At 59.4% G+C, this 26,139-nt stretch carries 24 protein-coding genes; 18 read left to right on the top strand and 6 right to left on the bottom strand.

All coding sequences use genetic code 11. The features are described 5' to 3' along the window. The first annotated feature begins 68 nt into the window (after positions 1-68). From QOM08_RS16195 to QOM08_RS16185, 3 genes are all read left to right on the top strand, one after another. Complete coding sequence (locus QOM08_RS16195) at positions 69-494, top strand: YciI family protein (protein ID WP_047225535.1); 426 nt, start codon at positions 69-71, stop codon at positions 492-494. 23 nt (positions 495-517) lie between these two features. Further along, on the top strand, positions 518-925 hold the full coding sequence (locus tag QOM08_RS16190; RefSeq protein WP_047225536.1) for a VOC family protein: 408 nt from the start codon (positions 518-520) through the stop codon (positions 923-925). Positions 926-1,123: 198 nt separating this feature from the next. After that, a complete protein-coding gene (locus QOM08_RS16185; RefSeq protein ID WP_316911800.1) occupies positions 1,124-1,768 on the top strand; it encodes a hypothetical protein in 645 nt (214 codons plus the stop codon). On the opposite strand, the gene QOM08_RS16180 is transcribed toward QOM08_RS16185, so the two are convergent. Both QOM08_RS16180 and QOM08_RS16175 read right to left on the bottom strand, forming a co-directional pair. Further along, positions 1,763-3,616, bottom strand: a complete 1,854-nt coding sequence (locus QOM08_RS16180; RefSeq protein WP_240539568.1) for a protein Hnh — start codon at positions 3,614-3,616, stop codon at positions 1,763-1,765. The genes QOM08_RS16185 and QOM08_RS16180 overlap by 6 nt on opposite strands. A 56-nt stretch (positions 3,617-3,672) precedes the next feature. Beyond that, a complete protein-coding gene (locus tag QOM08_RS16175) occupies positions 3,673-4,353 on the bottom strand; it encodes a peptidoglycan-binding domain-containing protein (protein ID WP_160894351.1) in 681 nt (226 codons plus the stop codon). 373 nt (positions 4,354-4,726) lie between these two features. On the opposite strand from QOM08_RS16175, the gene QOM08_RS16170 reads away from it, so the two are divergent. The 6 genes from QOM08_RS16170 (at position 4,727) to QOM08_RS16145 (ending at position 12,654) form a co-directional block, all read left to right on the top strand. Then, positions 4,727-5,395, top strand: coding sequence for a GntR family transcriptional regulator (locus QOM08_RS16170; protein WP_047225539.1), 669 nt, complete (start codon positions 4,727-4,729; stop codon positions 5,393-5,395). 76 nt (positions 5,396-5,471) lie between these two features. Then, positions 5,472-6,278 carry an ABC transporter substrate-binding protein gene (locus tag QOM08_RS16165; protein ID WP_047225540.1) on the top strand — a complete coding sequence of 269 codons (807 nt, stop codon included), beginning with the start codon at positions 5,472-5,474 and terminating at the stop codon, positions 6,276-6,278. A gap of 11 nt (positions 6,279-6,289) precedes the next feature. Further along, entirely contained in the window at positions 6,290-7,066 is a 777-nt protein-coding gene (locus QOM08_RS16160; protein ID WP_047225541.1) for an amino acid ABC transporter permease, read from the top strand. A gap of 2 nt (positions 7,067-7,068) precedes the next feature. Further along, positions 7,069-7,848, top strand: coding sequence for an amino acid ABC transporter ATP-binding protein (locus QOM08_RS16155; RefSeq protein WP_107322847.1), 780 nt, complete (start codon positions 7,069-7,071; stop codon positions 7,846-7,848). Positions 7,849-7,909: 61 nt separating this feature from the next. Next, on the top strand, positions 7,910-9,520 hold the full coding sequence (locus QOM08_RS16150; protein ID WP_316911799.1) for a gamma-glutamyltransferase family protein: 1,611 nt from the start codon (positions 7,910-7,912) through the stop codon (positions 9,518-9,520). Positions 9,521-9,759: 239 nt separating this feature from the next. Beyond that, positions 9,760-12,654 carry an EAL domain-containing protein gene (locus QOM08_RS16145; RefSeq protein WP_316911798.1) on the top strand — a complete coding sequence of 965 codons (2,895 nt, stop codon included), beginning with the start codon at positions 9,760-9,762 and terminating at the stop codon, positions 12,652-12,654. A gap of 17 nt (positions 12,655-12,671) precedes the next feature. Here the strand turns inward: QOM08_RS16145 and QOM08_RS16140 are convergent, their stop codons facing one another. Continuing rightward, positions 12,672-13,298, bottom strand: a complete 627-nt coding sequence (locus QOM08_RS16140) for a LysE family translocator (RefSeq protein WP_076384161.1) — start codon at positions 13,296-13,298, stop codon at positions 12,672-12,674. A 303-nt stretch (positions 13,299-13,601) separates the two neighbouring features. Between QOM08_RS16140 and QOM08_RS16135 the strand changes: the two genes are divergently transcribed. Further along, positions 13,602-14,294 carry a type 1 glutamine amidotransferase domain-containing protein gene (locus tag QOM08_RS16135; protein WP_047225546.1) on the top strand — a complete coding sequence of 231 codons (693 nt, stop codon included), beginning with the start codon at positions 13,602-13,604 and terminating at the stop codon, positions 14,292-14,294. A gap of 90 nt (positions 14,295-14,384) precedes the next feature. Here the strand turns inward: QOM08_RS16135 and QOM08_RS16130 are convergent, their stop codons facing one another. After that, positions 14,385-15,281 (bottom strand): LysR family transcriptional regulator, encoded by an 897-nt coding sequence (locus tag QOM08_RS16130; RefSeq protein WP_047225547.1) that lies wholly within the window; start codon positions 15,279-15,281, stop codon positions 14,385-14,387. A gap of 111 nt (positions 15,282-15,392) precedes the next feature. Here QOM08_RS16130 and QOM08_RS16125 point away from each other — a divergent pair, with 111 nt between their 5' ends. Continuing rightward, a complete protein-coding gene (locus QOM08_RS16125; RefSeq protein WP_047225548.1) occupies positions 15,393-16,220 on the top strand; it encodes an SDR family oxidoreductase in 828 nt (275 codons plus the stop codon). 45 nt (positions 16,221-16,265) lie between these two features. Here QOM08_RS16125 and QOM08_RS16120 read toward each other — a convergent pair whose 3' ends face one another. After that, the gene (locus QOM08_RS16120) at positions 16,266-17,156 is read right to left on the bottom strand and encodes a LysR family transcriptional regulator (RefSeq protein WP_047225549.1); all 891 of its coding nucleotides are present in this window, start codon (positions 17,154-17,156) and stop codon (positions 16,266-16,268) included. A gap of 168 nt (positions 17,157-17,324) precedes the next feature. Between QOM08_RS16120 and QOM08_RS16115 the strand changes: the two genes are divergently transcribed. From QOM08_RS16115 to QOM08_RS16085, 7 genes are all read left to right on the top strand, one after another. Then, positions 17,325-18,407: a 4-oxalomesaconate tautomerase gene (locus QOM08_RS16115; RefSeq protein WP_047225550.1), complete on the top strand. Its 1,083-nt coding sequence runs from the start codon at positions 17,325-17,327 to the stop codon at positions 18,405-18,407. 41 nt (positions 18,408-18,448) lie between these two features. Next, on the top strand, positions 18,449-19,774 hold the full coding sequence (locus QOM08_RS16110; RefSeq protein ID WP_047225551.1) for a dicarboxylate/amino acid:cation symporter: 1,326 nt from the start codon (positions 18,449-18,451) through the stop codon (positions 19,772-19,774). A 140-nt stretch (positions 19,775-19,914) separates the two neighbouring features. Next, positions 19,915-21,219, top strand: coding sequence for a CitMHS family transporter (locus QOM08_RS16105; protein ID WP_047225552.1), 1,305 nt, complete (start codon positions 19,915-19,917; stop codon positions 21,217-21,219). Between the two features lie 88 nt (positions 21,220-21,307). Further along, the gene (locus tag QOM08_RS16100) at positions 21,308-22,561 is read left to right on the top strand and encodes an OprD family porin (protein WP_173406851.1); all 1,254 of its coding nucleotides are present in this window, start codon (positions 21,308-21,310) and stop codon (positions 22,559-22,561) included. A 232-nt stretch (positions 22,562-22,793) separates the two neighbouring features. Further along, positions 22,794-23,252 carry a hypothetical protein gene (locus QOM08_RS16095; protein ID WP_047225554.1) on the top strand — a complete coding sequence of 153 codons (459 nt, stop codon included), beginning with the start codon at positions 22,794-22,796 and terminating at the stop codon, positions 23,250-23,252. Positions 23,253-23,350: 98 nt separating this feature from the next. Continuing rightward, positions 23,351-24,253 carry a universal stress protein gene (locus QOM08_RS16090; protein ID WP_274090181.1) on the top strand — a complete coding sequence of 301 codons (903 nt, stop codon included), beginning with the start codon at positions 23,351-23,353 and terminating at the stop codon, positions 24,251-24,253. A gap of 198 nt (positions 24,254-24,451) precedes the next feature. Then, the gene (locus QOM08_RS16085; RefSeq protein WP_160892096.1) at positions 24,452-25,336 is read left to right on the top strand and encodes a universal stress protein; all 885 of its coding nucleotides are present in this window, start codon (positions 24,452-24,454) and stop codon (positions 25,334-25,336) included. Here the strand turns inward: QOM08_RS16085 and QOM08_RS16080 are convergent. Then, on the bottom strand, positions 25,333-26,136 hold the full coding sequence (locus QOM08_RS16080; RefSeq protein WP_316911797.1) for an AraC family transcriptional regulator: 804 nt from the start codon (positions 26,134-26,136) through the stop codon (positions 25,333-25,335). The genes QOM08_RS16085 and QOM08_RS16080 overlap by 4 nt on opposite strands. Between the last annotated feature and the right edge of the window lie 3 nt (positions 26,137-26,139).

Below are 26,139 nucleotides of genomic sequence, written 5' to 3'. Positions count from 1 at the left end.
GCCATCCGATTAGTCCGTAGAGCCACCACAAGGGCGGCTTAATCCATCCACTCTCAGGAGACAAGCGCATGCGATTTATGGTGATCGTCAAAGCCAGCCCGGAATCGGAAGCCGGACAGATGCCCAGCGAAGAATTGCTCGCCGACATGGGCGCCTACAATGAAGAATTGCTCAAGGCCGGGGTGATGCTCGCCGGAGAAGGGCTGCATCCCAGTGCCAAGGGTGTGCGCGTGCAGTTTTCCGGCAAAAACCGGACCGTCGTCGAGGGGCCTTTTGCGCAAACCAGGGAATTGATTGCCGGCTTCTGGATCTTCCAGGTCCAGTCGCTGCAGGAAGCCATCGACTGGGTCAAACGCTGCCCGAACCCGATGATCAGTGACAGTGAAATCGAGATCCGCCAGATCTTCGAAGCCGAGGATTTTGGCGAGAGCTTTACCCCCGAGTTGCGCGAGCAGGAAGAGCGTCTGCGGGCGCAGTTGTCCAATCAATCGTGAAGCCGACTACAGGAGTTGCGAGCATGAAAATCATCCCTTACCTGACCTTCAACGGCCGCTGCAAGGAAGCCTTTGCGTTGTACAAGGACGTCCTTGGTGGCGAGCTGTTTTCCATGTCCTTTGCCGAGGCGCCGGAGGACGTCGGCATGCCCAAGGACGCCGACCTGATCATGCACACCTGCCTGACCGTGGGCAATTTCAGCCTGATGGCTTCCGACTGCCCGCCAGGCCAGCCGTATCGCCAGCCGCAAGGCGTGTCGGTTTCCCTCAACGTCGACAGCGTGGAAGAGGCCGAACGGCTGTTCAATGGCTTGAGTGCAGGTGGCACCGTGCAGATGCCCCTGGCGAAGACCTTTTGGGCGGAACGTTTTGCGATGTTCGAAGACCGTTTCGGGATTGCCTGGATGGTCAATTGCGAGGGGGGAAAATAAGCGGCTGTATCTCGCAGCGGTTTACTGGACATCTATCGGAAAAAGATCAGTACAAAGGTGCGCGCCATCCTGGACCGGAACTCCTGTCCGGTTGGCGCGGCATTCCGAATGGTCGCCGGGTTTCGCAACACACCCTGAGTTGGGATGCCTGGATCATCTACACTGCCTTTTCATCCTCCTGCCCGGGACTGGCAGCCTATGCGGATTTGTTTTTTTGACGGGGCCGATCGCATCGAGCTGGGTACTCGATCCAACCTTGCTGATGGCCAGTCCGTGCTGCGAGAGGGAAGCCCGGCGACCAGGATCGATGCGCGTGAACCATGGCAGGCAGAGCACTTTGTTCGCCGACATTTTGCCGGGGCCGGTGAAGTACCCCGTCTGCGCGGGCTATTGTCCGCCCAGGGGGTTCTGGTCCATCTGCTGGACGATGACGAGGTTCGTCATCAGGTCGCGGGCAAGCTGTCGAGTGGCGAGTTGTGTGCTTACCTATATCCACATCAACGACCGATGCCCGTTCGCCTACCGGCCTCGGGCGCTGTGGAAGCGGTTGTTGCACCGGTGTCCGCCGCGGCTCACAAGCGTGCGCAGGTAAAAGCCTCGTCCGAGTCCGTCAATCCACTTGAGCCGGTTGCGCTGACCTTTGTGGAGATCGAGTTACTGGATATGCAGGGGCAGCCCGTCAGCGGGGAGCCCTACGTCATTGTGCTGCCCAATGGGACCCAGCGCAGCGGTGTGCTTGACGAACTCGGCCGGGCGAGAGCGGAAGGGGTTGATCCCGGCAACTGTCAGGTGACGTTTCCCAAACTCGATCAGCGTGCCGTCGAGCGATGCCGCGGCTCATGAATTGGATCGCAAACGAATGTGCTTCCACGCGGCGTCCAGGTCTTGGGGCATGCCGGCGCGCTTGCGCAGCCCGGTGGCCTTTGGCGTGATCCAGGGCTTCGGCGGGGCTGGCAATTCAAGTGGCGTCACTTCTCGGGGAATGTCGCCCGCTTTCAGCTTGGCGACGGCGTTGGCGATTTTCGTCAGCGTGGTGCGCATTTCAGTGGTGCTGTTGCTGGCATCTTCGTTCCCACAGGCTTGGCAACGGCGGTCGAGCTCAGCGGTAAGCTGTTCAGCATCCTGTCCTATCTTGACCACTTCGTTGCACCAGGGCGCTGTCTGAGTCAGGTTTCGATCCTGGTCGAACGCTTGCGTCACCACCTTGAGTCGGGCGACGACCTGATTGCAATGGGGCGTGAGGTCTTCTGCGAGATCCGGCCCGTATCTATTGAGGTTTCGCCTCATCGCGTCTATCGCATTGCTCCATGTACTCTTGTCGCACTCATAGGTTTCCAGGGCGTTGTAGACATCCAGGAAGTTGCGTTCGTGGGTCAGATAGCCGGCGACGAAAGCCGGGTCGTAACGGGTATAGTTCTTTTGCCACAGGAAAAATTGGGCGTGTTCAGCCATGACTTTTTCCAGGCGATCCCGGCAGACGTATTCGATGTGCGTTTGCTCAAAGCCGGCATTCCATAGCGGAGCATACACCTCAAGGGTGTCGCGCAATGCTTGCAGCGCCTTCATGTCCGCCTTGTAGGTAGCGAGGATGGTCGCATGCAGACTGAGCCGGGGGAGTTCGTGGACGCTGCGGGTGGCCGGGGCTATCCCGCTTTGTGCGGCCTGCAGTTGAGTGATGTGCTCGCGCAACTGCATCACGTGCCGGGCCAGTTCCAGGCTCCAGCAGGCAAAGGCGTCCATTGCCAATCCAGAGAACGGTGCCTGGGGCGTTGTCGAATAGAACAAAAACTCGATAGCGCAGCGCGTTGGATTGTCCGATACCTGATAAGCGTCGGGGTATTTCACCAGGTGGCGCAATGTCGGTTCCTGCAAGGTCTTGAACCACTCTTCTCCACGTTGCCATTTCAGGAATTCGATTGTCAGGTCGAGGCTGTGGGTCATCTCCAGAAAAACCCCTCGCAACATTGTCAGATGCCGCATGCGGGCGAACACAAGCTCCTTGCGGTTCAGACCGAGCACAAGGATATTCTTGCCACCCCTGTCGCTGGTGGGCTGCATTTGTTGGTTGAGGTCATTCAGAGGGGCGGGGATGGCCAGTCCTGTCGCGCAATTGAAGTTGATGTGCTCGCGGGGATTCTCGGTGACAGGATTGATCAACACCGGTTTCTCGGCGTTGTGCGGGTCGTCCCACGCGTCGTGGCGCGGTGGCCTGAACCGGCCCCATTCGCCAATGGCGTCCCAGAACTCATCCTCGGTGTTGAAGTCTTCCAGTCTCGGCGGCGGTTGCGCCAGATTGTCCGGTATCACGTCAAAGTAGTTCTTCTTGTAGGTCTCGTTGCACTCCTTGCATGACCACAAGTGGTTGCTCCAGTCGTACACGTACTGAAAATAACCGAGGTTATCCATTGCCTTGTCGTTCACTGGAACGAAACCGTCGTGGCGTTTTTTCGGCCGGAAATGTTCAACATCCCCGCCTGCGGTGTCCATGAAGCGTGCCTCGCAAAAGGCGCACTTGCCATATTGGTCGACCTTGAGCAGCGCTTTGGCGTGGGGCGGTTTGTATTGGTCGTCATCGATGACGACCTTCACCGAGCCTTTGGGAACACTTTTTGTTTTGGCGGTGTTGGTGCCTTTGGTGCAGAGGACCACCGAAGCGCCAGCCTGGACAGCCTGCAGGACGTTGTTTTTCATGGCATCGTGCGAGCGCTGTAGCGCGGGAGGGGCCGTAGGCGTTTTGCGAACCCTGATCATACGGGGGCCTCGCCGTGGTAGCCGTGGAGCGCGGTGCGTACGGCATCGCTGAGTAAGTCATTGTCGTCGGGCAATCCGGCCTGCATCTTGAACGCACCGATGGCCACACGGGTCGCGTCATCCATCTGACCATCGCAGTCGCCGTTGAAGTAGCCAAGGCCACGCAGGCGCTGCTGCACGCCTTTGAGGGTACTGATCGGGTCGAGCGCGCGCAGCCTTAGATGATAATCGCGGGAGAAGCCGTCAAAGGTTACGCGCACGGTGATGTCGTCGGCGGTGGGCTCCAGAGGCCAGACGATATCGCCGTTGGCTTCGGCTTCGCCACTGCCCAGCAGCGTGTCACCGCGCAATACCTGAAAGTGCCGGGCCAGGCCCTGTCCGGCGAGGGCATAAGGGCGAAACCTGAGCATGGCAGGGGTGTTCAGTACGCGGAAGGTGTGTCTTTGCCCGGTGGCGTTCTGTTCGAAGGTCGCTTTCACACGCGGCGGGACGAACAACGAATCACCCGCCGCGAGCGCCGTCCCGTCCGGGTGTTGACGGCGCAGATCGGCATTGCGCGGGTGATCCCAGAGTGTCTCGCGCGCATGCCCGTAGGCGTAGGCCACACTGTCGACGCTTTCGGTGGCCCCCAGTGTAAGGACGATGCCGTCACCGCCCGGGTCCGATCTGGCATTCATACGGTTTCTCCTTCCCTGGAAGTCGCACTGTGGTCATCTGGGGGCGCAATCGCGCCGATTCAGCAGGCGATTAAAACCTTAGTAGGTTATGGCCGTTTTGGAAGGTCATTACCGAGCGCTGTTTGGTGAGTCACCTTCGGACACTCCCAGGGCTGGCTGATTGAGTGTTACCTGGCTACCACTGTGCACACTAATGGGCGTCGCTTGAGCCATTTGGTAGCACGTCTACCCAATTGACGCCGGGCCCATGCACGCCCCATAGCAAGACCCTTTCCTTCAAATCAATCACTTGCACATCGATCCATTCAGTTGGCACGCATTCTGCTTTTTGAATTTATGGATAATTGGATACAAAAATTCAAAAGGTGCTGCCATGCAATTCGCTCCGAGTTACGTTGGGCGCCCGTCGATGACGGCCGAGGAGGAGGCTTACAACTTCCTGCTGGACGCCATTTGCGGGGGACGATTGCGCAAGGGTGACCGGCTGATCGCTGAAGACATCGCCAGCGAGATCGGTATGAGCCGGATGCCGGTGCGCGAGGCGTTCCGTCGATTGGACGCCCAGGGCCTGGTGACCCTTAGACCCAATCGCGGGGCCGTTGTCAGTGGCCTGGATATCGATGAGCTGCACGAAGTCTTCGAGATGCGCAGCGTCCTCGAAGGCCTGGCGATCCGTGTCGCGGTAGCCAGGATAGGCGAGCGCCAATTGGCAGCCTTGGAGCGTCTGCTGGACGAGATGGACGATTACCGCGAGGAAAGCGCCGAGTGGGTCAGCCGGCATCGCGCCTTTCATGAATACCTGTGCAGCCTCAGCGGTCGTCCCCGGTTGCTGAAGCAGATCAGTGCCCTCTATTCCTTGATCGAGGCGCCCATGCGCCTATGGCTTGAGCACGTGGAAAAACCGCTGAGTGCGCGCCAGGAACACGCGGTGATTCTTGAGGCGATTCGTACTGGCGACGCCGATAAGGCCGAGGCAGTGGTGCGCGCGCACATCGAAGGCACCGTTCCTGAGTTGATCCAATTTCTGCAATCGAAAAAATAACCAGAGCGGGCCCCGCGCCTGCCGTTGTTTTGACTTTGAGTACTGCCCGTTACTAACTGAACTGGAGTGTCTGGTCATGCATAAGCCTCGCCTGTTGGTTGCCGCCCTATCCTTGGGATTCTGTGCGCAGTGGGCGGTTGCCGCGCCCGTTGTTCCGGAGCGCTTGCTCAAGGTCGAAAAACTCGTCTATTGCTCAGGCATGGATTCGCCGCCCCTGGTGTCCTTCGATGAAGCGCAGAAACCCAGGGGCTTGACCGTTGACCTGGGCCTGGAAATCGCCAAGCGGCTGGGCGACAAGAAAGTCGAGTGGCGGGTGATTCCCTTTTCCGGGCTGCTCCCGGCTTTGCTCGCCAAGCAGTGCGACATGATCGTCGACCAGTTGTTTGACAAGCCCGAGCGCCGTGAGGTGATCGATATCGTCAACTACATGTACTCCAGCCAGGCGGTGGTCGTGCCCAAGGGTAATCCGAAGGCAATCAAGACGCTGTCGGACCTGTCCGGGCATAAAGTCGCGGTGCTCAATGGCTCCACCATCAAGACCCTGCTCGACGCCGAGAATGAAGCGCTGGCCAAGGCTGGCAAGCCTGGAATGAAACTGGTGGTCTACAACACCGATACCGATGCATTCCAGGCCTTGCGCATCAGCCAGGTCGATGCCTACGGCACCACGGTGGAAACCGCCGGTTATTACGCCACCATGGCCCCCGATTTGTTTGAGGAAGGGGTGCCTGCCTTCAGCCGGATTCTTACCGGACTGGGTATTCGCAAGGACGACACGCAACTGAGCGCCGCAGTGCAGCAGGTGATCAACGACATGCGCAGTGATGGCAGCTACAGCCAACTGCTCAGCAAATGGCATGTCGCCAGTGACACTCTTGATTGAGGTGAGCGTTGATGAACTTCAATTGGGATGTGTTTTGGCAGTACCTGTTGCAGCCCAGTGATGTTTACCTCACCGGGCTCTGGCTGACCTGCGTGATCAGTGTGTTGGCGATGCTGCTGGGCTGCTTCCTGGGACTGGCCGCGGCGTTGCTACGGTTGTCGAGCAATCCGTTGCTGCATCTACCGGTGCGTTTTTATGTGTGGCTGATGCGGGGCACGCCGTTGCTGGTGCAGATTGTCTTTCTCTATACAGCACTGGCGGCAGGGGGGATTTTCCGCTTCGAAGACATCGATCTGTTCGGCCTGGTGATTCCCGGCAATATCCAGGCGGCGATCATTGCCCTGGGGCTCAACGAAGGTGCCTATATGGCCGAGATCATCCGGGCCGGCATCGGCGCGGTGGACAAGGGCCAGTACGAAGCCGGGCGTTCCCTGGGCATGACGTTCGCCAAGCTGATGCGCCGCATTGTCTTGCCCCAGGCTTTCCGGGTCATCGTCCCGCCACTGGGCAACGAGTTCAACGTGATGCTCAAGAACACCACGTTGGTCAGTGTGATCGGCGTACAGGAGCTGTTGCTCAGTACCCAGATGGTCACGTCGGCGACGTTCCGGGTGTTCGAGTTGTACCTGGTGGTGGCGATCTATTTCCTCTTGTTGACCACTCTCTGGGGCTTTTTCCAGCGCTGGCTGGAAGCCCGTTTCGGCCAATCGGACCGACCCTCGTCACCACCGCCGGCGTCGACGCGGATGTTCGGTCGCAGCACCCTGAACCTGTTGAGGGCACGTTAGCCATGGCGCACAAAAGTGAAGAGCTGATCATCGAGGCGCTGGATGTGCACAAGTCCTTTGGCGAGCTGCAGATCCTCAAGGGCATATCCCTGCAAGTACGGCGCGGCGAAGTGGTGGTGCTGATCGGTGCCTCCGGCTCGGGCAAGACCACCTTTATCCGCTGCATCAATCTGCTGGAAGACATCCAGGGTGGGCGCATCCGCGTCAATGGCCGGGCCATGGGCTATCGCGAGCGGGCTGACGGCAGCCTGGTGCGTGAGTCGGAGCGCAACATCGCCCGCCAGCGCCGGGACATCGGCATGGTGTTTCAGCGCTTCAACCTGTTCCCCCACATGACGGCCCTGGAGAACATCATCGAGGCGCCGATCCAGGTGCTCGGGATACCGCGCACCGCAGCGCTGGAAGAGGCGCGCAACCTGCTGGAACGGGTCGGTCTGGCGGACAAGGCCAACCACTACCCGTCGATGCTCTCCGGCGGCCAGCAGCAACGGGTGGCGATTGCCCGGGCGCTGGCGATGAAACCCCAGGCCATGCTGTTCGATGAACCCACCAGCGCCCTCGACCCGGAAACCGTTGGCGAGGTGCTGCAAGTCATGAAAGCGCTGGCAGAGGAGGGCATGACCATGGTCGTGGTCACCCATGAAATGGGCTTTGCCCGCGAAGTGGCAGACCGTGTGGTGGTGCTGGACCAAGGTGAACTCATCGAGCAAGGCCCGCCGGAGCAGATCTTCAGCCATCCCACGCACCCGCGAACCCGGGCTTTCCTCAGTCGCGTGTTATGACCGTTCCGGGGTGTTCGCCCTGAGTCCCGCCAATGAATCCTTGTGTTGAAGAGTCTTTGCCATGCTGAAATTTTCTGCTCACGAGTACCCTTATCCGTCGCAACGCCAGAGCGTTTTTGCCCGCCGGGGCATGGTCGCCGCGTCCCAGCCTCTGGCTGCCCAAGCGGGCATCGAGATCATGCAAAAGGGCGGCAACGCCATTGATGCGGCCATCGCCACGGCGGCGGCGCTGACGGTGGTCGAGCCCACGGGTTGTGGCATCGGTGGCGATGCTTTTGCCTTGGTCTGGTGCAAGGGCCAGTTACATGGCCTCAACGGCAACGGCCATGCACCGGCGGCCCTGAGTATCGAGGCGGTCAAGGCGGCCGGCCATGAACGGATGCCGCTCTATGGCTGGACGCCGGTAACCGTCCCGGGTTGCCCATCGGCCTGGGCCGAGTTGTCGCAACGCTTTGGCAAGCTGCCCTTTGCCGTGTTGCTGCAGCCGGCGATCAGCCTGGCGCGGGATGGTTTTGCGCTGTCGCCGGTGGTTGCCCATCAATGGCAGATCGCTTTGAACGAATTCACGCCTCATCGTGATCAGGTCCTGGATGCCTGGTTCCAGACTTTTCTGATTGACGGTCGCGCGCCACGGGCCGGGGAGATTTTCCGCAACCCGGCCCAGGCCCGAACCCTTGAAGAATTGGCTGCCACCCGCTGCGAGAGCCTGTATCGCGGCGCCTTGGCCGAACGCCTGGATGCCCACTCCCGGGCCAGCGGCGGCTACCTTCGCGCCACGGACCTGCAGGATTATCGCGCCCAATGGGTGGCACCGATCCACGTCAACTATCGAGGCGTCGATGTCTGGGAAATCCCGCCGAGCGGACAGGGGCTGGTGGCCTTGATGGCGCTGAAAATACTGGAGGGCTTCAGCTTCGATCACCGCGACAGCCAGCAGACCTGGCATCGCCAACTGGAGGCCATGAAGTTGGCCTACAGCGACGGCCTGCACTACATCACCGACCCTCTGCACATGCGTGTGGCGGTGACTGACCTGTTGAGCGAGGAGTACAGCGCCTGCCGTCGCGCCCAGATCAGCGAACAGGCCCAGGCACCCAAACCCGGCGATCCCCACGCCAGCGGCACGGTGTACCTGGCGACTGCTGACGGGGAAGGCAACATGGTCTCGTTCATCCAGAGCAACTATCACGGATTCGGCTCCGGCGTGGTGCTGCCCGACAGCGGGATTGCCTTGCAGAATCGCGGACAGGAATTCAGCCTGGATCAGAGCCACGCCAATTGCCTGGTCCCGGGCAAGAAGACTTTTCACACCATCATCCCTGGTTTCCTCACCCAGAATGGCCAGGCCCTTGGCCCTTTCGGCGTGATGGGCGGTTACATGCAGCCCCAAGGCCATGTGCAGATGGTGATGAACCTGGTGGACTTCGGCCTGAACCCGCAAGCGGCGCTGGACGCTCCGCGCTGGCAGTGGCTTGGTGAGATGAAAGTTGGCATCGAGCAGGGTGCCTCCGGCGACTTGGCCAATGCCTTGGCGCGGCGCGGTCATGAAGTGCAGATCGCCAGTGACCGGACTGATTACGGACGAGGCCAGATCATTCTCCGCGACCCGGTCAGCGGTGTCCTGTGCGGCGGCACCGAGCCCAGGGCGGATTCTCATATTGCTGTGTGGTAGGCACGATGAACCGGCCGTGCTTGCAGGGACTCCCGGGGGCGTATGGTTGAGAACCCGGGAGGACGAGCGCCGCCGCAGGCAACACTCCATGACCGATGAAACACTCATTGCGTCGTGATAGCACTCAAGTGAATAAAAACGATTGAAAAAACCCTCTGGACGCTATACACCGAAGGCTCACTGGCATATTGCCCGGCAATCAGTCATTCAATCTCGCCACTGTGGCGCAGGGAGCGCTGATGAGTTTTCGCCCATTGAGCGATCCGCCGCAGCCATCGAACCATTACGGTGTGGCAATTCACCTGCAAGAAAACCCGGATGCGGCCGGCATGGCATACGTTGGCAACGAAGACGCGATCGAACAATTGCTGGAATCAGCGCGCACCTGGACCCACACCACCCAGTGGGTGGTTTATCGCGCCGGTGAACAACTGCATCTGCTGGGGCAGGGCGACCCAGGGCAACAGTGGCCGGCCAGCGTTGCGAACGCAGAGTTCGAGACCTTCTGCCGGACCAGACGGTTGTGCCGCTGGCCGACCGGTCGGGGCGAAAGTGTGCTGGGTTGGCTACTGGCGCCAGTCACCGATACCGAGGAGCCGGCCCTCGCCGAGTTTGCCCGATGCCTGGGCATCCAGGTACAGACCAATACCTTGGCCCGGGCCCAGATTACTCAGCGTGTGCTGTATGAAATTACCTACCTGGCCAGCTCCACCCGCGACCGCTCCGTGTTCCTGGTGGGGGTTCACCGGCTGCTCGCCAGCCTGATCGATGCCGAGAACTTTTATCTCGCGCTGTATGACCCCCACAGCGGAAAAATCGACTACCCGTACTACGTCGACATCATCGACGTCGATGCCGTGGAGTCCCAACACTACGAATACCTTGACCCTTCACGTCTGTCGTTGACCGGCCAGGTGCTGACCTCGGGCCAGCCGTTGCTGATCGATGCCGCGGGCATTTGCGCCGCTCAGGCCGAGGGTCGTTTCTATTGCGTGGGTGATCGTCCCGAATTCTGGATGGGCGCTCCGCTGAAAAATGCCGCCGATGAAGTGTTTGGCATGCTTGCCATGCAGGTCTACGACGTTGCACGTACCTACAGCGCCGAAGACCGCGCGCTGTTTCTGGTGGTGGCCCGGCACGTGGCCATGGCGCTGGACCGGATTCTGCACCGTGAGGGCATGGAAGAGACGGTGATGCGTCGCACGCTGGAACTGTCGGCAGTCAATGACGCGCTGAGGCAGGAAGTGGCAGATCGAGAGCGCGCCGAACACCTGCAGAGTGCGCTATTCCAGATTGCAGAACTGTCGAGCCAGCCTGGCGACATGGCGGAGCTGTTCCAAACCTTGCATGGCATTGTCGGCGATCTGCTGTTCGCGGAGAACTTCTACATCGCGCTGTTCGACGACGCGATCGGTGAAGTGACCTTTCCGTATTATGTCGATGAGCGCAAAACCACCCTGCCTGAGGCACGCCGTGGGTGCCGGGGCCTGACCGAGTACGTTATCCGCCAGCGTCGTCCTTGCCTGATTGATCCTTTCGACGCGGATCGGTTGTCTGCGCAGGGTGAACTCGAAGTGGCCTACGAGTCGGTCCGCTTCCATTCCTGGCTGGGCATTCCGTTGTTCGATGGCGATGTGGTACGGGGTGTGCTGGCGGTGCAAAGCTATACCTCCCAGGTGCGCTACACCTTGCGCGACCAGGAACTGCTGACGTTCGTGTCACGGCACATTGATACGGCATTGTCGCGCCGCACGGCCGCCGAAGCGATCCATGCCGCCAACCTCAAGCTCGAAGCCAGGGTGCAGGACCGCACCCGCGAACTGGATCACGCCAACGCCAAGCTGCAACACGAAAACGCCCATGATGCGCTGACCGGGCTGCCGAATCGCTCCTACCTGCAGCAGCGCCTCAATCTGGCCTGGGCGCGGTTCGAGAGCGAAGGCGGGCAACTGTCGGTGATGTTCATCGACCTCGACCGTTTCAAGATGGTCAACGACAGCTTCGGCCACCATTTTGGCGATTTGCTGTTGATGCAGGCCGCCCACCGCTTGCGCAGTTGCCTGCGTGACACCGACATGCTGGCCCGCCTGGGGGGCGATGAGTTTTCAGTGCTGGCGCCCGAGGCGACACTGGAGGTGGTGATCGAAATCGCCGAGCGGATTCTGTCGGTGTTCGACCTGCCGTTTCTCATCAATGGCCACGAAGTGTTTTCGTCGTGCAGTATCGGTATTGTCAGCGCCGACAGTCAGTTTCACCACGAACCCGCGGACTTGCTGCGCGATGCCGATGCGGCGATGTACCGGGTCAAGAATGCCGGGCGCGACAGTTACGCGGTGTTCAACCAGGAAGTGCGTCGTGAAGTCTCGGACCAGGTTGAGCGTGAAGGGCACCTGCGCAATGCGCTCAAGCGTACCGACGAACTGCTGCCGTATTTCCAGCCGATTGTCAGCGTCGAAAGCGGCGAGCTGGTGGCCCTTGAAGCGCTGATCCGCTGGCATCAACCGGGTGGCCGGATCATCGCGCCGGGCGAGTTTCTGCCCGATGTCGAGGGGTTGCGTCTGATCGGTCGACTGGATCTGTACATGCTCACCAGCATCGTGGCGATCCTCGCACTACCGCAACACGCCAATTGGCCACCGGTGCATGTCAATTGCTCCAGCTACAGCATGACGCGCCCGGATTTTGCCGATGATGTGCTGGCACTGTTGGCCCGTTACAACGTCGCGCCGTCGCGGATCTGCCTGGAGTTGACCGAAGGTGCGCTGGTGGCCGAGCCCGCCATTGCCCGATTGACCATGCAGCAATTGGCCGACAACGGCATGTCGGTGGTGCTCGATGACTTTGGCGCAGGATTTTCATCCCTGAGCTATGTGCATCAATACCGTTTCAGCGGTTTGAAGATCGACAAGTCGTTCATTTTCGAACTGACCACCAGCCCCCGCAGTCGCGCGATCGTCCGGGCGATCGTGCGTATGGCCGAATCACTTGACCTTAGCGTGGTGGCCGAAGGTGTCGAAGATGAAGCGACGTTGCTCTTGCTGCGGGAGATGGGGGCAGGGCAGGCCCAAGGTTATTATTTCGCCAAGCCGATGGGGCTGGAGGCATTGCTGGCGACTTCGCTGGTTGGTGGCTAGGTGCGTGGAACGGGCGGTTATTTCTGCCTGAGGGCGGCGATGGACAGGCCTGAGACGATGAAGGTCAATCCCGCGCCCAGGTTCAGTCCGTTGGCAAGGCGAGGGCGTTGACAGATGTATTGCGACAGGCGCGTGGCGAAGACCCCCATCAACGAGAACCCCACGGCCGTCAGCAGGGCGAACCAGAACCCGTAGACCAGCATCTGTACGGTGACCGAGCCGAGCGCGGGGTTGATGAATTGAGGGATGAACGCCAGGACGAACAACCCGGGTTTGGGGTTTAGCGCCGCCGAAAGAAAGCCTGTAAGCAAAATGCTTCGCAGTGGCTGTCGTGCGGCGGGCGCGAAGGTTATCAGGCTTCTGGAGCGCAGCACCTTGATCCCGAGCCAGACCAGATAGGCCGCCCCTACCAATTTGACGACCCAGAAGGCAACCGTCGAGGTCTGGATCAACAGCGTCAGCCCCAACGAGGCGGTGGTGACGTGAAACAAAATGCCCAGCCCAGACGACAGGCCGGACACGATGGCGGCCAGGCGACCCTGGCTCAGCCCCCGTCCTATGGCCAGCAGATTGTCAGGACCGGGTGACAAGACCAGCAGCACGCAGGCTGCGGTGTAGGTGAACCAGATATCCATCGGAAACACGGTGAAGCTCCCTGTGAGGTATGAATGGGGTCAACGGATGATGCCCGCGAGGCTGTCCTGGATTGTGGCGCTGGCAGAGACAAGGCCAAGGTCTTTCATTTCTAGCAGCGGTGAACCGGTTCGGCAACTCAATAACGGGCCCCGAACTCCTCGGCAGCGGGGCTGATGGGGGGAGTAACGCTGGGATCAACGACCGTTTCATGAGGATTCGCTTCACCCACTTGAACGTCTGCTACCACGCGGCCTCTGACGTAATGCAGGGCGAACATACGCCGCTCATTCCGACTTGGAGGATAGGTTTACATGAACATTCTAATGGTCCTGACGTCCCACGATCAGTTGGGTGACACCGGCAAGAAAACGGGGTTTTGGCTGGAAGAGTTCGCCGCGCCCTATTACGTGTTTGTCGACGCCAAAGTGACGGTTACGCTCGCCTCACCAAAGGGAGGGCAACCGCCGCTGGACCCCAAGAGCGACGAGGAACAGGCCCAGACGGACGCCACTCGCCGCTTCAGCGCCGATACCCGGGCCCAGGCAGCGTTGGCCGACACGGTGCCGCTGGGCGAAATTGATCCCTACGACTTCGATGCCGTGTTCTATCCCGGAGGTCATGGGCCGCTGTGGGATCTGGCCGAGGACACTGATTCCAAGACCCTCCTCGAAGCCTTTTACGCCGCGAATAAACCCATCGCGGCCGTCTGTCACGCGCCTGGGGTGCTCAAGAACGTCAACGCGCCGGATGGCCATCCAGTGGTCAAGGGCAAGAAAGTGACCGGGTTCACCAACTCTGAAGAAGAGGCCGTGGGATTGACCCAGGTGGTGCCATTTCTGGTGGAGGACATGCTCAAAGCCAGAGGTGGCGAGTATTCAAAGGCGGCAGACTGGGCGAGTTACGTGGTCGAGGATGGCCATCTGATCACCGGCCAGAACCCGGCTTCTTCCGAAGCCGCCGCCAACGCGCTGCTCAAGCGCTTGCAGCAAGAGCAGAAGGCTTGAGTCAGCTCAAACAAGGGCCGGATCGCAACCGACGCGCGTTCACCTCGCAAGGGCGCATGCCGTTATGTTCGAATGCACAGTCGCGGACAATCAATGAGACTCGCGCAAGACCTCGATGAAGGCCTGCAAGCCTGATGGGATATAGCGGTGCCCCGGATAATACAGAAACAGCCCAGGAATCCTGGGGCACCAATCCGCGAGGACCTCGACCAGACGAGCGTCTGCCAAAGGTTGCGATACCGTCTGCTCTGGCACGTAAGCGATGCCGAGCCCGGATATGGCTGCATCGACCATGATTTCGGCATTATCGAGAGTTAGCTGTCCTTTGGGCTCGATGACCAAGGATTGTCCGTTCCTGGAGAATTCCCATCTATAAGGTTTACCACTGGGCATCCGGATGCAGATGCATTGATGTCCTGGCAGATCATCCGGCGTAAGGGGGACAGGATGAGTCTTCAGGTATTGGGGGGACGCCACGGTAATAAATCGCGTATCCGTTCCTATCGGCACGGCGATCATGTCTTGGGGGATCGCTTCACCTAAACGGATACCGGCGTCGAAGCCCTCGGCCACGATATCGATCAGACGGCCCTCGGTCACGAGGTCAACCGACATCTGGGGGAAGCGTTCCAGGAATATCGGAAGGGCAGCTTTCATCAAAACGCGCGCGGCCTGTTCGCTGGCATTGATCCGTAAAGTGCCGCTGGGAAGATCCCGGTATTCATTGACTTCCTCAATCGCCAGCTCGAATTCGCGCAACACAGGCGCCAGTCGTCTTAGCAGACGCTCTCCCGCTGCCGTCGGTGAAACGCTGCGCGTGGTGCGGTGCAGCAAACGCACCCCAAGACCGGCCTCCAGCGTTTTCATCATATGACTCAGGGTAGAGGCTGACAGGCCCAACTCATCGGCCGCTTTACGAAAGCTGCGATGAGCAACGATGCGGGTCAGCGCGCGTAAATCGGCAAGCGAAAGGGGCAATTGATTCATGGCTATATTTCATTAGCTCATCCGAATTCTGCCCCATAGTAGCAGCAGTCCGGCTGACGTAGTTTGGTCTCACATCGATGGCAACTCACCCTTCATTCGGAGATCAAGCACATGAGCAAAACTTGGTTAGTGACTGGAAGTTCGTCCGGCATTGGTCTGGCGGTGGTCGAACAATTGCTGGAACGGGGGGACCGTGTGGCGGCTACTTTGCGTAAGCCTCAGGCCTTGAGTCACTTGAAGACACGCTACGGCGAGCAACTGTGGACAGCGTTGCTCGATGTAAACGACGCATTGGCCATCCGCGCTGTGGTTCATCAGGCGTTCACCGAGCTAGGACGTATTGATGTTGTGGTGAGCAGTGCGGGCTACGCGTTGTTTGGTGCGGCGGAGGAAGCCAGCGATGAACAGATCAACCAGCAGTTGCAAACGAATCTGCTCGGTTCTATTCAACTCATCCGTGCCTGCCTACCGTTTCTGCGCAAACAGGGGGGCGGTCGAATTCTTCAAGTGTCCTCGGAGGGCGGGCAGCTCGCTTACCCGAACTTCAGCCTTTACCACGCAAGCAAATGGGCCATTGAGGGATTCGTTGAGTCGGTCGCTCTGGAGGTTGCGCCTTTTGGGATCGAGTTCACCCTGGTAGAGCCGGGCCCGACACGAACTAATTTCGGCGCCGCGCTGGTTCGTCCGCCCGCGATGGCTGAGTACGAGCAAACGCCTGCCGGTGAAGTGCGTAAAGCAATCGCCGAGGGTACTTTCCCGCTTACCGGAGACCCGCAGAAAATGGCCAGGATCATGCTCGAGATTGTCGACGTCGATCCCGCACCCAGGCGTCTACTGCTAGGCAGCGGGGCTTACGAGCGTGTTCGCAATGCCCTGGTCCAACGGCTGGCTGAGCTGGAGCAATATCAAGCGCTTGCAATGAGCACGGAGGTTGACTGAGATCGGCCCGTTTCTCATCCAGTCCTGATCATGGACCCCGAAAAATCAGTGTTCCCATTGTTCAAGCAATATCGAGACAAATTTTTCCGCGGCCGGGGAGAGCGATGCGCCCCTTCGATAGACCAGGCCCAGCGATCGGTTTACCACCGGATCAATCAACGGCACGCTGACCAATGTCGGGTGATCCTCGGCTGGCATTGCCAGGCTGGGCATGGCCGACACCCCGAGGCCGGCCTCGACCAACCCCAACGATGTAGACAAGTGCTGCACTTCGTAGAACCACTGCGGACGCCAGCTCAAACCCGACAAGGCGTGGTCCAGCAGCATTCGGTTGCCGCTGAGACGACCGACACCGATCAGTCGGTAATCGCTGAGCTCAGACCAGCTTACCGAGCTGCGTCTGGCCAGTTCATGGTCGCGTCGACAAGCTAAAACGAAAGGTTCGTTGACCAATGGCACGAACTCGATATCCGGGTGCTGGCCACTCATCATATTGATACCGAAATCGGCTTCGCCACGCAGTACCGCCTCGAGCCCTTCGTTTGCGCTGAGGTCGAGCAGGCGGATGCGGATTTTGGGGTAGCGCTCGTTATAGAGGCGGATCACCGAAGGCAGGAAATAGAAGGCCGCGGTGGGGATGCAGGCCAAGGTCACCCGACCGATCTGGCGCTCCGCCAGTTCGCGAATATTGAGAATCGAGTCGTCGAAATCATCCAGCAAGCGCCGCGCCTTGGGCAGGAAATCGCGCCCGACGCTCGTCAGGCTGACCTTGCGGGTGGTGCGATCCAGCAAGGCGGTCCCCAGGCCTTCCTCCAGTTTTTTCATGCGCCGGCTCAGGGCCGGTTGGGAGAGATGCAGCGCATCGGCGGCTTCGTGGAAACTGCCTAGTTCAGCGATTTTCACGAAAGATCGTATGTCTTGAAGCTCGTATTCCATGTTCTTTCTCACCGGGCAAGAGCGATGCGCTGGGAAATCATCGTAAATTAATTCATTCGTGAAACGCAATAATTGCTCTGATCTTTGCATTGGAAACACTTTTAGAACCCTGCCACTCTTGTGTCCAGAACATCAATTATCCAGATTGATCAACAAGAGTTAGTGTTCATGCAGCGAATTCCTTGTGTGCTGATGCGCGGTGGTACTTCCAAAGGGCCCGTATTTCTTGCCTGGGACCTGCCCAGTGCCATCGCCGAACGTGATGAGCTGCTGCTCAACCTGATGGGGTCCGGCCATGAGCTGGAAATCGACGGCATCGGTGGCGGCAGCCCGCAAACCAGCAAAGTGGCAATCGTCAGCCCATCGTTGCACCCGGACGCGGATGTCGACTATCTGTTCGTCCAGGTCATGGTTTCCCAGCGCCGGGTCGATACCGCGCCCAACTGCGGCAATATGCTGTGCGCCGTCGGCCCGTTCGCCATCGAGCAGGGGCTGGTCAAGCCTTCCGGCGATCTGACCCGCGTGCGGATCCGCAACCTCAATACCGGGACCTTCGTAAATTCAGAGGTGCAAACCCCTGAGGGCAAGGTCAGCTATGAAGGGGACACCGCCATCGACGGCGTGCCTGGCACGGCGGCTCCGGTGCAACTGACCTTTCTGGATGCGGCTGGCAGCAAGACCGGCAAGCTCTTCCCGACGGGGCAATCGCTGGACCTGATCGATGGTATCCCGGTGACCTGTATCGACATGGCGATGCCGATGCTGATCGTCGAGGCCAGTCAGCTTGGCAAGCGCGGCGATGAAAGCCCCGCTGAACTGGACGCCGATAAGGCGTTCCTGCAACGCCTGGAGTCCCTGCGACTCAAAGCCGGCCTGGCCATGGGCCTGGGTGATGTCAGTGACAAGGTCATCCCCAAGCCGGTGCTGGTGTCTCCTGCCAAGTCGGGCGGGACGGTCCAGGTGCGCTATTTCATGCCGCACAACTGTCATCGCGCCTTGGCGATCACCGGCTCCATCGGTCTGGCTACCGCTTGCGTGACTGAAGGCAGCGTAGTGGCGCAGTTGCTCGGCGGCATCAGCGAGCCGCGTCTGCAGCAGGTTCGTATTGAGCACCCAAGCGGTGGTATCGACGTCGTACTGTCCTACACCGGCGAAAAGGGTGAGACCATTCGTGCCTCGGTGGTGCGTACCGCCCGCCGGCTTTTCTCAGGTTTCGTCTACGCCACCGCTTCACACCGGCTGGCCGGATAGTCCAGGCAGTCATTGTCGTTTGCATCAGAACAATTCTAAAAATGGGTGATGCCATGAAAGTTGTTAAATCGCTCTACTTCCAGATCATCTGCGCCGTGCTGCTGGGCGTGCTGGTCGGGCACTTCTGGTCGCAACAGGCGATTGCCTTGAAGCCGCTGGGTGATGCTTTCATCAAGTTGATCAAGATGATGATCGCGCCGGTGGTGTTCTGCACGATTGTCACCGGCATCGCCGGCATGAGTGACAAGCGCTCGCTGGGGCGCTTGTTGAGCAAGACCATGCTGTTGTTCCTGGCGCTGACGGTGATCAGCCTGATCATTGGCCTTGTGTCGGTCTACCTGTTCAAGCCCGGTGCAGGCATGAACATAGACCCGACCCAGTTGAGCACCCAGGGCCTGTCGCAATACACCGACTCCGCTGCGAAGCTGAGTGTGGTGGACTTCTTCATGCACATCATTCCCGACACCTTTATTGGCGCTTTCAATAAAGGCGAGGTGCTGCCGGTGCTGTTTATCGCAGTGCTCTGCGGCTTTGCCCTGTCGTCCTTGGGCGAGCGCGGCAAGCCAGTGCTGGATGTGCTGGAATCAGCTTCGCACATGGTGTTCAAGATATTTTCCTACCTGATGCGTTTTGCTCCGATCGGCGCTTTCGGAGCCTTGGCCTTCACTGTCGGGCAGTACGGCATCACGTCGCTGGGCTCGCTGGCCAAGCTGATCATGACCCTGTACGTCGCTTGCGCCTTCTTCGTCTTCGTTGTGTTGGGCAGCATTTGCCGTGCACACGGCTTCAGTTTGTGGAAGCTGTTGCGTTATCTGCGCGAGGAATTCCTGGTGGTGCTGGGCACTTCTTCGACTGAACCGGTGATGCCGCGGATGTTGGAAAAGCTCCAGGCCCTGGGTTGCAAGAAGGGCGTCGTGGGGCTGGTGCTGCCAACCGGTTACTCGTTCAACCTCGATGGCACGGCGATCTACCTGTCGCTGGCGGCCATCTTCATTGCACAGGCCTGCAACATCGACCTGACGCTGACCCAGGTCATCACCATGCTGGCGATCATGTTGCTGTCTTCCAAGGGCGCCGCAGGTGTTACCGGCAGCGGCTTTGTCGCGTTGGCCTCGACCCTGACCGTCATCCACGATATTCCTCTGGCCGGTTTGGCCCTGTTGATCGGGATCGACCGGTTCATGTCCGAGGCGCGGGCGCTGACCAGCCTGGCGAGCAACGCAGTGGCGACCGTGGTGATCTCCATCTCGGAGAATGCCTGCGACCGCGATGTGCTGTTGCAGACCCTGGATGGCAAACCCTCCCCGAGGCACATCCAGGCAACGGAGCACGCCTGGGACGACACAAAGGTCGCGAATCACATCTAACCGGTCACGGCTGACCCGACATCACCGCGTTATCTTCCTGAATACCTGCGCCAGGCAATCATTCGAGTGTCGCCTGGCGAGTGGGATGGCGTGCGCCTGAATGTCGGCCAAGCTACTCATAACAACAAGAGATCTGACTTATGCTCGCTTTACTTGGCTTGGCCATGGTGGTGGTCTTCACCTTCCTGATAATGACCAAACGTTTGTCACCGATCGTCGCCCTGACGGTGGTGCCAATAGTCTTCGCGGTGATCGGCGGGTTTGGCGGTACCACCGGCAAGATGATGCTGGACGGCTTGAAGATGGTCGCGCCGTCGGCGGCGCTGCTGTTGTTCGCAATCCTGTTTTTCGGCCTGATGATCGATGCCGGTCTGTTCGACCCGCTGATCCGCAAGATCCTCAAGCGAGTTAACGGTGATCCGATGAAAATCGCCGTGGGCACGGCGCTGCTGTCGCTGTTGGTGGCGCTGGACGGTGACGGCACGACCACGTACATGATCACCTGTGCAGCGATGTTGCCGCTGTACAAGCGCATCGGCATGAACCCGATGATCCTGGCGACCATTTCCATGCTCTCGTTGAGCATCATGAGCGGCATGACGCCCTGGGGCGGCCCGGCGACCCGTGCGATCGCAGCGCTGGGCCTGGACGCCGGTGAGTATTTTGTGCCTTTGCTGCCGACCATGATCGGCGGTGCGATGTGGGTGGTGTTCACGGCGTTTCTGCTGGGGCGTGCCGAACGCAAGCGCATCGGCAACACCCATCTGCAAAGCGGTGGGGGTAATTGCTACATCAAGGCGATTATTGAAGACACGCCGCACAAGCGCCCGAAACTGGCCTACGTCAACCTGTTGCTGGTGACGGCGGTGATGGTTGCGCTGGTCATGGGCCTCATGCACTCGGCGATCCTGTTCCTGATCGGTTTTGTTCTGGCGTTGATGATCAACTATCCGCAACTGGATATTCAGAAAGAACGAATTCTCGCTCATTCGGGCAACGCCATGACCGTGGTTCTGCTGGTGTTTGCCGCGGGTATCTTTGCCGGGATCTTCTCCGGGACGAAAATGGTCGATGCGCTGGCGCAAACCCTGGTCGACTGGATTCCGCCATCCTGGGGCCATCTGTTCCCGCTGGTGGTTGCCATTACCAGCATGCCGCTGACCTTCGTGTTGTCCAACGATGCCTACTACTTCGGTGTCGTGCCGATCCTGGCCAACGCCGCAGCGGCCTATGGCATTGATCCGGTCGAGATTGCACGGGCCTCCATTCTCGGCCAGCCGGTGCACCTGATGAGTCCGTTGGTGGCCTCGACCCTGCTGCTGGTCGGCATGGTGGACCGTGATCTGGGCGACTTCCAGAAAGCCACCGTCAAATGGGCGGTGCTCACTTCCCTGGTCGTGACTGCGTTGGCCTTGCTGACTGGGGCAATCAGTCTGTTCTCCTGATTCTCCAAACCTCTTTGACACCTGACGCCCCATGCCAGTGGGGCGGACGGTCAGCTGCATTCCAAATAACAACAATGAGTAGTTTGATATGACCTCTGTTTATAACCGTGGAGCTTTATTGACTCTCCTGGCTTTGTTGCCGCTGGCCAATGCCAATGCGCAAGGCTTTATCGACGACAGCAAACTCAAGCTGCAATTGCGCAATGTTTACATCAATGAAAATTTCCGCGATGAACATGGGATGAGTGCGCGAGCGGCAAATACCGCCAAGAGCGAGCGCACCGAATGGGGCCAAGGCTTTTTGCTTGATTATCAGTCGGGATTCACGACCGGCAGCCTCGGTTTGGGTATTGATGCTTTGGGCCTGCTGGGGGTCAAGCTCGACTCCGGCCGCGGTCGTAGCGGCACCGGTCTGCTGCCTGTGCATGATGACGGTCGTGCCGCCGATGAATTTGCGAGCTTCGGGATGACCGCCAAGGCTCGATTTGCCAAAACCACCGTCAAGTACGGTACGTTGCTCCCTAAAACGCCGGTGCTCATTTACAACGATGCCCGACTGCTGCCTCAGACCTACCAGGGCGGCCAGTTCACTAGCACCGACATTGATAACCTTAGCCTGACGGGCGGCTATCTTGATCGTTTCAAGTTGCGAGATTCGAGCGACAGTATGCCCATCGTGCCAGACGGCTACAGTGGCGATAAGTCAGGGGACTTCAGTTACCTCGGTGCCGATTACAAGTTGGGCAAGACGATTCGCCTCAGCTACTTTCATGGCGAACTGGAGAACTTCTATCGGCAGAACTTTGCGGGTGTCCAACATGATCTGCCGCTCGGCCCAGGCGTGCTGACCAGTGATCTGCGCTACTTCCGCAGCGTTGATAGCGGTTCTGCCTATGGCGGTAAAATCGACAACCATATGCTCAGCGGCCAGCTGACTTACGCTGTCGCAGGCCATACCGTAGGCGGCGGCTATCAAACACTGAAGGGCGACGCCGGGCTGCCCTACATCAGCGGCGCGTCCGTTTATTCTTTCAGCAACGCCGGCATAGGCAAGTTCGTAGAGGAAGACGAGAAGACATGGATGCTCAACTACGGCTACAACTTCGCGGCCCTGGGCGTCCCCGGCCTGACGTTCTCCACGCGTTACCTTAGCGGCGACGATGGAGAGTCCAACACCACCATCAAAGAGTGGGAGCGCGATGCTGAACTGGCTTATGTGGTGCAGCAAGGCTCCTTCAAAGGGTTGGGCGTGAAGCTGCGCAATTACGTCTACCGCTCTGAATTCTCGAGGGGACGGGACAGTAACCGGATCTACCTTACCTACGATATCGCCCTTTGGTGATCGTTCGTCGCCCGCCTGATGGCGGAGGGGTGGGCGGTCATCGTCGATTTTCCAGGGCCGGGCAGGGTGGCCCAGCAAGGGCCACCAAGCCTGCAACGGTCTACTCCTGAACGCCCACCGCGTGTTGCTGTAGCCAGAAAAATGGCAAACAGCAGCACGAGGTTGATCCAGATCAAACGGCATTCGTTGATCGGCGCCATTCTTTTGATAAGCATGGGGCAGAGATACGGTCATGACAAACAACAGACCCATCAGCGGGGCGCAGGTGGTTCAGGACCGGAGCAAATCCGCATTGCCCGGGTTTTTGCATCTTCGGGGCACACGCTCGAGAAAACGTCAGGCAGCCATTTTGCTGTCGATTCTGGCGGTGCTGACCTCGGGATATTTCACGGTGTCGTATTTCGCGACCCATGCGATGCAGGATCTGGCAGACACCTGTACCGAGCGTTATGAGCTTGAGCTGGAGAATGCCGATATAGGCCCGCTGCCAGAGGCGCTGCCGCGCTCCTTGTGTGAATGTCTGGCAAGTTCGCTTCTCGACAAAAACGGAATCATGCGTCTGGCATTGGTCGACAGGGGCCTGCTTGAACCGCTGGCCCTTGAACCTGTGACGCAGAAGGACGCTTCGGCCTGCATTGATGCCCTGTGGGTGCCGAATGTCGAACTGGCCACGGGCTTGCCCCATGAATGAAGTTCAACAGGACTAAAAAGCCGCTCTATGCGGCACCTGTCCACCCAAGCAGGAATGCGCAGGGACGCCATTTTTATCATCGGATGCCGAGGTGTGAAATGACTCATCCATTGCGTTTACTGTTTCTTGCCCCCCCTCAGGCAGCTCACTCTCCCGGATTGGAGTATGCCGGCGATCTGGCACGCGCCCTGGGCGTGCCACTGCACGTGGCGATGTTCACTGAGCCCCACGGTGTAGAGCCGCCCGGCCATGCAGTCACCGAGAGGCCCGACATCGTGCGCGATAACTTAATGTCGTCGCGTCGCAAATGGCTGGAAAGTGAAAGTGCGCACCTGCAGGAAAAAGGCGTGGATGTCCATCCAGAGCTGGTATGCGCCAGTTCCTCGGCAGTCGAATGCGTTGCCTATGCGCAGCGTGTTGAAGCGGACTTGATCATCAAGGACATCCAGGAACGCCCAGGCCTGGCGCAGCGCGGTTTGTCAGCACTGGACTGGGAACTCTTGAGCGTCAGCCCGATTGCCGTGCTTTATGTGTTGCCGGGCCCGATTCAGACACCCAGCAAGTTTCTGGTAGCGGTTGACATGGAGTCACAGGCCAAAGGAAACCGCGACAATCATTCGCTCATCGAGGCGGCCAGGCACTTGGCAAACGCCTGCGGTGCCTCATTGCACGTGATCAGCGTTTACGACTGTGCCGCTGCCAGCCACGGTGACCTGTCCCTCTATGAGGCCCAGGTACAGGCGTTCGATGCCTTGGCCAGCCAGCATGGTATTGCCAGCCAGCATCGGCACTTCATTCCCGGCGCTCCGGCGAATGCAATTCATGCTTATCTGCAGCGCAGTGCTTACAACCTGTTGGTCATCGGTGCGGCCGATCATCATACGCAGGCCTCTGATATCGGCTTGACCGCTGAAGGGATACTCGAAGACCCCATGTGCAGCGTCCTGATGATCAAGTTGCCAGCCGACGCAGCGCCGCAGCAGGCCAAACGATACGGTTAGACCGCTGCCTCTATGCCGCTGTGGTCTGCCGGCGGCGTGAAGAACGGCAGCCTTGCTCCGGTTGATATTTATCAACGTCAGGCATCTTCCGACGGCGCAGTCTGAAATGACGCTGGTGCCCGATCCGGCGCAGATGTCACGGCTGAATGTGTAGCTGGCAGTGGCAGAGGTTGAGTTTCACCTGTCTGGAGGCAGATCATGGGCCGGTATCAACAGCTGTTACTCATCACCCACCTGGCCCTGCGCCATTCTCCGGTGATCGACCATGCCGCAGCGCTTGCCAAGGCCAGCGCTGCACGCTTGCATATAGCGGCGTTGATTCCTGCCTTGAACCTGTTGTCGCTGCTTGAAGAGGGTGACCGTGAAAAGACACGCGAGCGTTACCTGCAGGACCACCGCGACTGGTTGGGGGAACAGGCGAAAAAGCTACATGCCAGAGGGGTCGATGTGACCACCGAGCTGGCGTGGGCTGATGACATGGAAAAGGACATCCTGGACCACTTCAGCGAATTGCAGCCTGACCTGTTGATCAAGGAAATCCAACATGAGTCGGTGCTCAAGCGTGCTTTTTTCACCCCGTTGGACTGGCACCTGCTGCGTTACTCACCGGTACCGGTGTATCTGGTGGGCGGGGTTCGACCTGCCTTGCCGCGCAAGGTCGTGGCGGCGGTAGAGGCGTCGCTGGCCGAGCCTGGACAAAATGAACTCAATGATCGCGTTATTCGCCAGGCCTGCAGTCTCGCCGAACAGTGTGATGCTGAACTGCACTTGCTGTATGCCTACGACATATCCCAAGACTACCAGGCGTCAGACACAGGCTTAACGCTGTCGGAGCTGACCCGATGGCAGCGCAAAGCGTTGGAACAATCGTTTCTGAAACTGGCCAGTCGATACAACGTTCCGCCTGGCCGCAGGCATTTCGTTCTGGGACACCCGGTTGCGGCGCTGAGTGAGTTTGCCAACACACATCACATGGACGTCATCGTGATGGGCAGAGTCCAGGATCCAGGCGGAGAGAAACTGCTTGGCAGCACCACCGAGCATATCTTGTATCAGGTGCCTTGCAGTGTTTTGGCGGTCTAGCGCAACTGCATCGGGCTCACCCCGAGCCGTTGCTTGAACGTGGTTGCCATGTGCGCCTGGGAATTGAACCCGCAGGCGAGGGCGATTTCCGACAGCCTGGCGGTGGAATCACGCATCAGTGCCCGGGCCTTGGCCAGACGCCGGTCGATCAGGTAGCTGTGCGGGCTTTTGCCCGTGGCGAGCTTGAAGGCCCGCATGAAATATCCTTCGGACAACCCCAGCAGACCTGCCATCGCCGACACTCCCAGCGGCCCTTCAAGATTTGCCTCGATAAACTCATCAAGCAGGCGCATGCGCCGGGGGGTGATAGCGCCTTGGTCCGGTGTCGACAACGCGCTATCACCGGTTGCCCGTTGTGCCAGCGCCAAGGCCCAGGTTTCCCAGTCATCTTCCACGCAGGCACGTAACAGCGCGCCGCGCATTCGCAGCGCGAGGTCAATGGCCTGTTGATCGATGTGATTGTTGAATGGGCGATCCCCGCTCAGGGGGATGCCGTCGGTCCGCGTTACGCGCAGGTATTCACCGCCCATGAGCGACTCGGAGAACACGTCGCAGCCGGCGGGAACGAATGCCAGGCCGTTGGGCATAGCCTCGAAAGGATGCACCCGGTCGCTACCCAAGGCGTGCAGGCCGCGCTGGCTGTCGAAGGCAAACCCGATGGAGGCCTGGGCCGCCACATAGCGGGTCGAGTAAGCGGCGCTGGGCAACAATTCGAACGCCCAGGACCCAGTCTCGACACGGCGGACCGGTTCAGACAAGGGCGATGGCTGTAGGCGGTTTTGATGGTTCATGAGCGCCATAGT

Source organism: Pseudomonas sp. P105, from assembly GCF_032614175.1.
Taxonomy (GTDB): Bacteria; Pseudomonadota; Gammaproteobacteria; order Pseudomonadales; family Pseudomonadaceae; genus Aquipseudomonas; species Aquipseudomonas rhizophila.
The sequence above is the reverse complement of the archived record's forward strand: the minus strand, read 5'-3'. Positions and strand labels throughout refer to the sequence as shown.

Excerpts from the sequence above, each read along its gene's own strand:
- QOM08_RS16080 (WP_316911797.1), bottom strand. The coding sequence starts at position 26,136 with ATGGCGCTCATGAACCATCAAAACCGCCTACAGCCATCGCCCTTGTCT.
- QOM08_RS16085 (WP_160892096.1), top strand. The coding sequence starts at position 24,452 with ATGGGCCGGTATCAACAGCTGTTACTCATCACCCACCTGGCCCTGCGC.
- QOM08_RS16135 (WP_047225546.1), top strand. The coding sequence starts at position 13,602 with ATGAACATTCTAATGGTCCTGACGTCCCACGATCAGTTGGGTGACACC.
- QOM08_RS16120 (WP_047225549.1), bottom strand. The coding sequence starts at position 17,156 with ATGGAATACGAGCTTCAAGACATACGATCTTTCGTGAAAATCGCTGAA.
- QOM08_RS16105 (WP_047225552.1), top strand. The coding sequence starts at position 19,915 with ATGCTCGCTTTACTTGGCTTGGCCATGGTGGTGGTCTTCACCTTCCTG.
- QOM08_RS16100 (WP_173406851.1), top strand. The coding sequence starts at position 21,308 with ATGACCTCTGTTTATAACCGTGGAGCTTTATTGACTCTCCTGGCTTTG.
- QOM08_RS16180 (WP_240539568.1), bottom strand. The coding sequence starts at position 3,616 with ATGAAAAACAACGTCCTGCAGGCTGTCCAGGCTGGCGCTTCGGTGGTC.
- QOM08_RS16110 (WP_047225551.1), top strand. The coding sequence starts at position 18,449 with ATGGGTGATGCCATGAAAGTTGTTAAATCGCTCTACTTCCAGATCATC.
- QOM08_RS16125 (WP_047225548.1), top strand. The coding sequence starts at position 15,393 with ATGAGCAAAACTTGGTTAGTGACTGGAAGTTCGTCCGGCATTGGTCTG.
- QOM08_RS16115 (WP_047225550.1), top strand. The coding sequence starts at position 17,325 with ATGCAGCGAATTCCTTGTGTGCTGATGCGCGGTGGTACTTCCAAAGGG.
- QOM08_RS16150 (WP_316911799.1), top strand. The coding sequence starts at position 7,910 with ATGCTGAAATTTTCTGCTCACGAGTACCCTTATCCGTCGCAACGCCAG.
- QOM08_RS16130 (WP_047225547.1), bottom strand. The coding sequence starts at position 15,281 with ATGAATCAATTGCCCCTTTCGCTTGCCGATTTACGCGCGCTGACCCGC.
- QOM08_RS16145 (WP_316911798.1), top strand. The coding sequence starts at position 9,760 with ATGAGTTTTCGCCCATTGAGCGATCCGCCGCAGCCATCGAACCATTAC.
- QOM08_RS16185 (WP_316911800.1), top strand. The coding sequence starts at position 1,124 with ATGCGGATTTGTTTTTTTGACGGGGCCGATCGCATCGAGCTGGGTACT.
- QOM08_RS16160 (WP_047225541.1), top strand. The coding sequence starts at position 6,290 with ATGAACTTCAATTGGGATGTGTTTTGGCAGTACCTGTTGCAGCCCAGT.
- QOM08_RS16155 (WP_107322847.1), top strand. The coding sequence starts at position 7,069 with ATGGCGCACAAAAGTGAAGAGCTGATCATCGAGGCGCTGGATGTGCAC.
- QOM08_RS16165 (WP_047225540.1), top strand. The coding sequence starts at position 5,472 with ATGCATAAGCCTCGCCTGTTGGTTGCCGCCCTATCCTTGGGATTCTGT.
- QOM08_RS16095 (WP_047225554.1), top strand. The coding sequence starts at position 22,794 with ATGACAAACAACAGACCCATCAGCGGGGCGCAGGTGGTTCAGGACCGG.
- QOM08_RS16175 (WP_160894351.1), bottom strand. The coding sequence starts at position 4,353 with ATGAATGCCAGATCGGACCCGGGCGGTGACGGCATCGTCCTTACACTG.
- QOM08_RS16190 (WP_047225536.1), top strand. The coding sequence starts at position 518 with ATGAAAATCATCCCTTACCTGACCTTCAACGGCCGCTGCAAGGAAGCC.
- QOM08_RS16170 (WP_047225539.1), top strand. The coding sequence starts at position 4,727 with ATGCAATTCGCTCCGAGTTACGTTGGGCGCCCGTCGATGACGGCCGAG.
- QOM08_RS16090 (WP_274090181.1), top strand. The coding sequence starts at position 23,351 with ATGACTCATCCATTGCGTTTACTGTTTCTTGCCCCCCCTCAGGCAGCT.
- QOM08_RS16195 (WP_047225535.1), top strand. The coding sequence starts at position 69 with ATGCGATTTATGGTGATCGTCAAAGCCAGCCCGGAATCGGAAGCCGGA.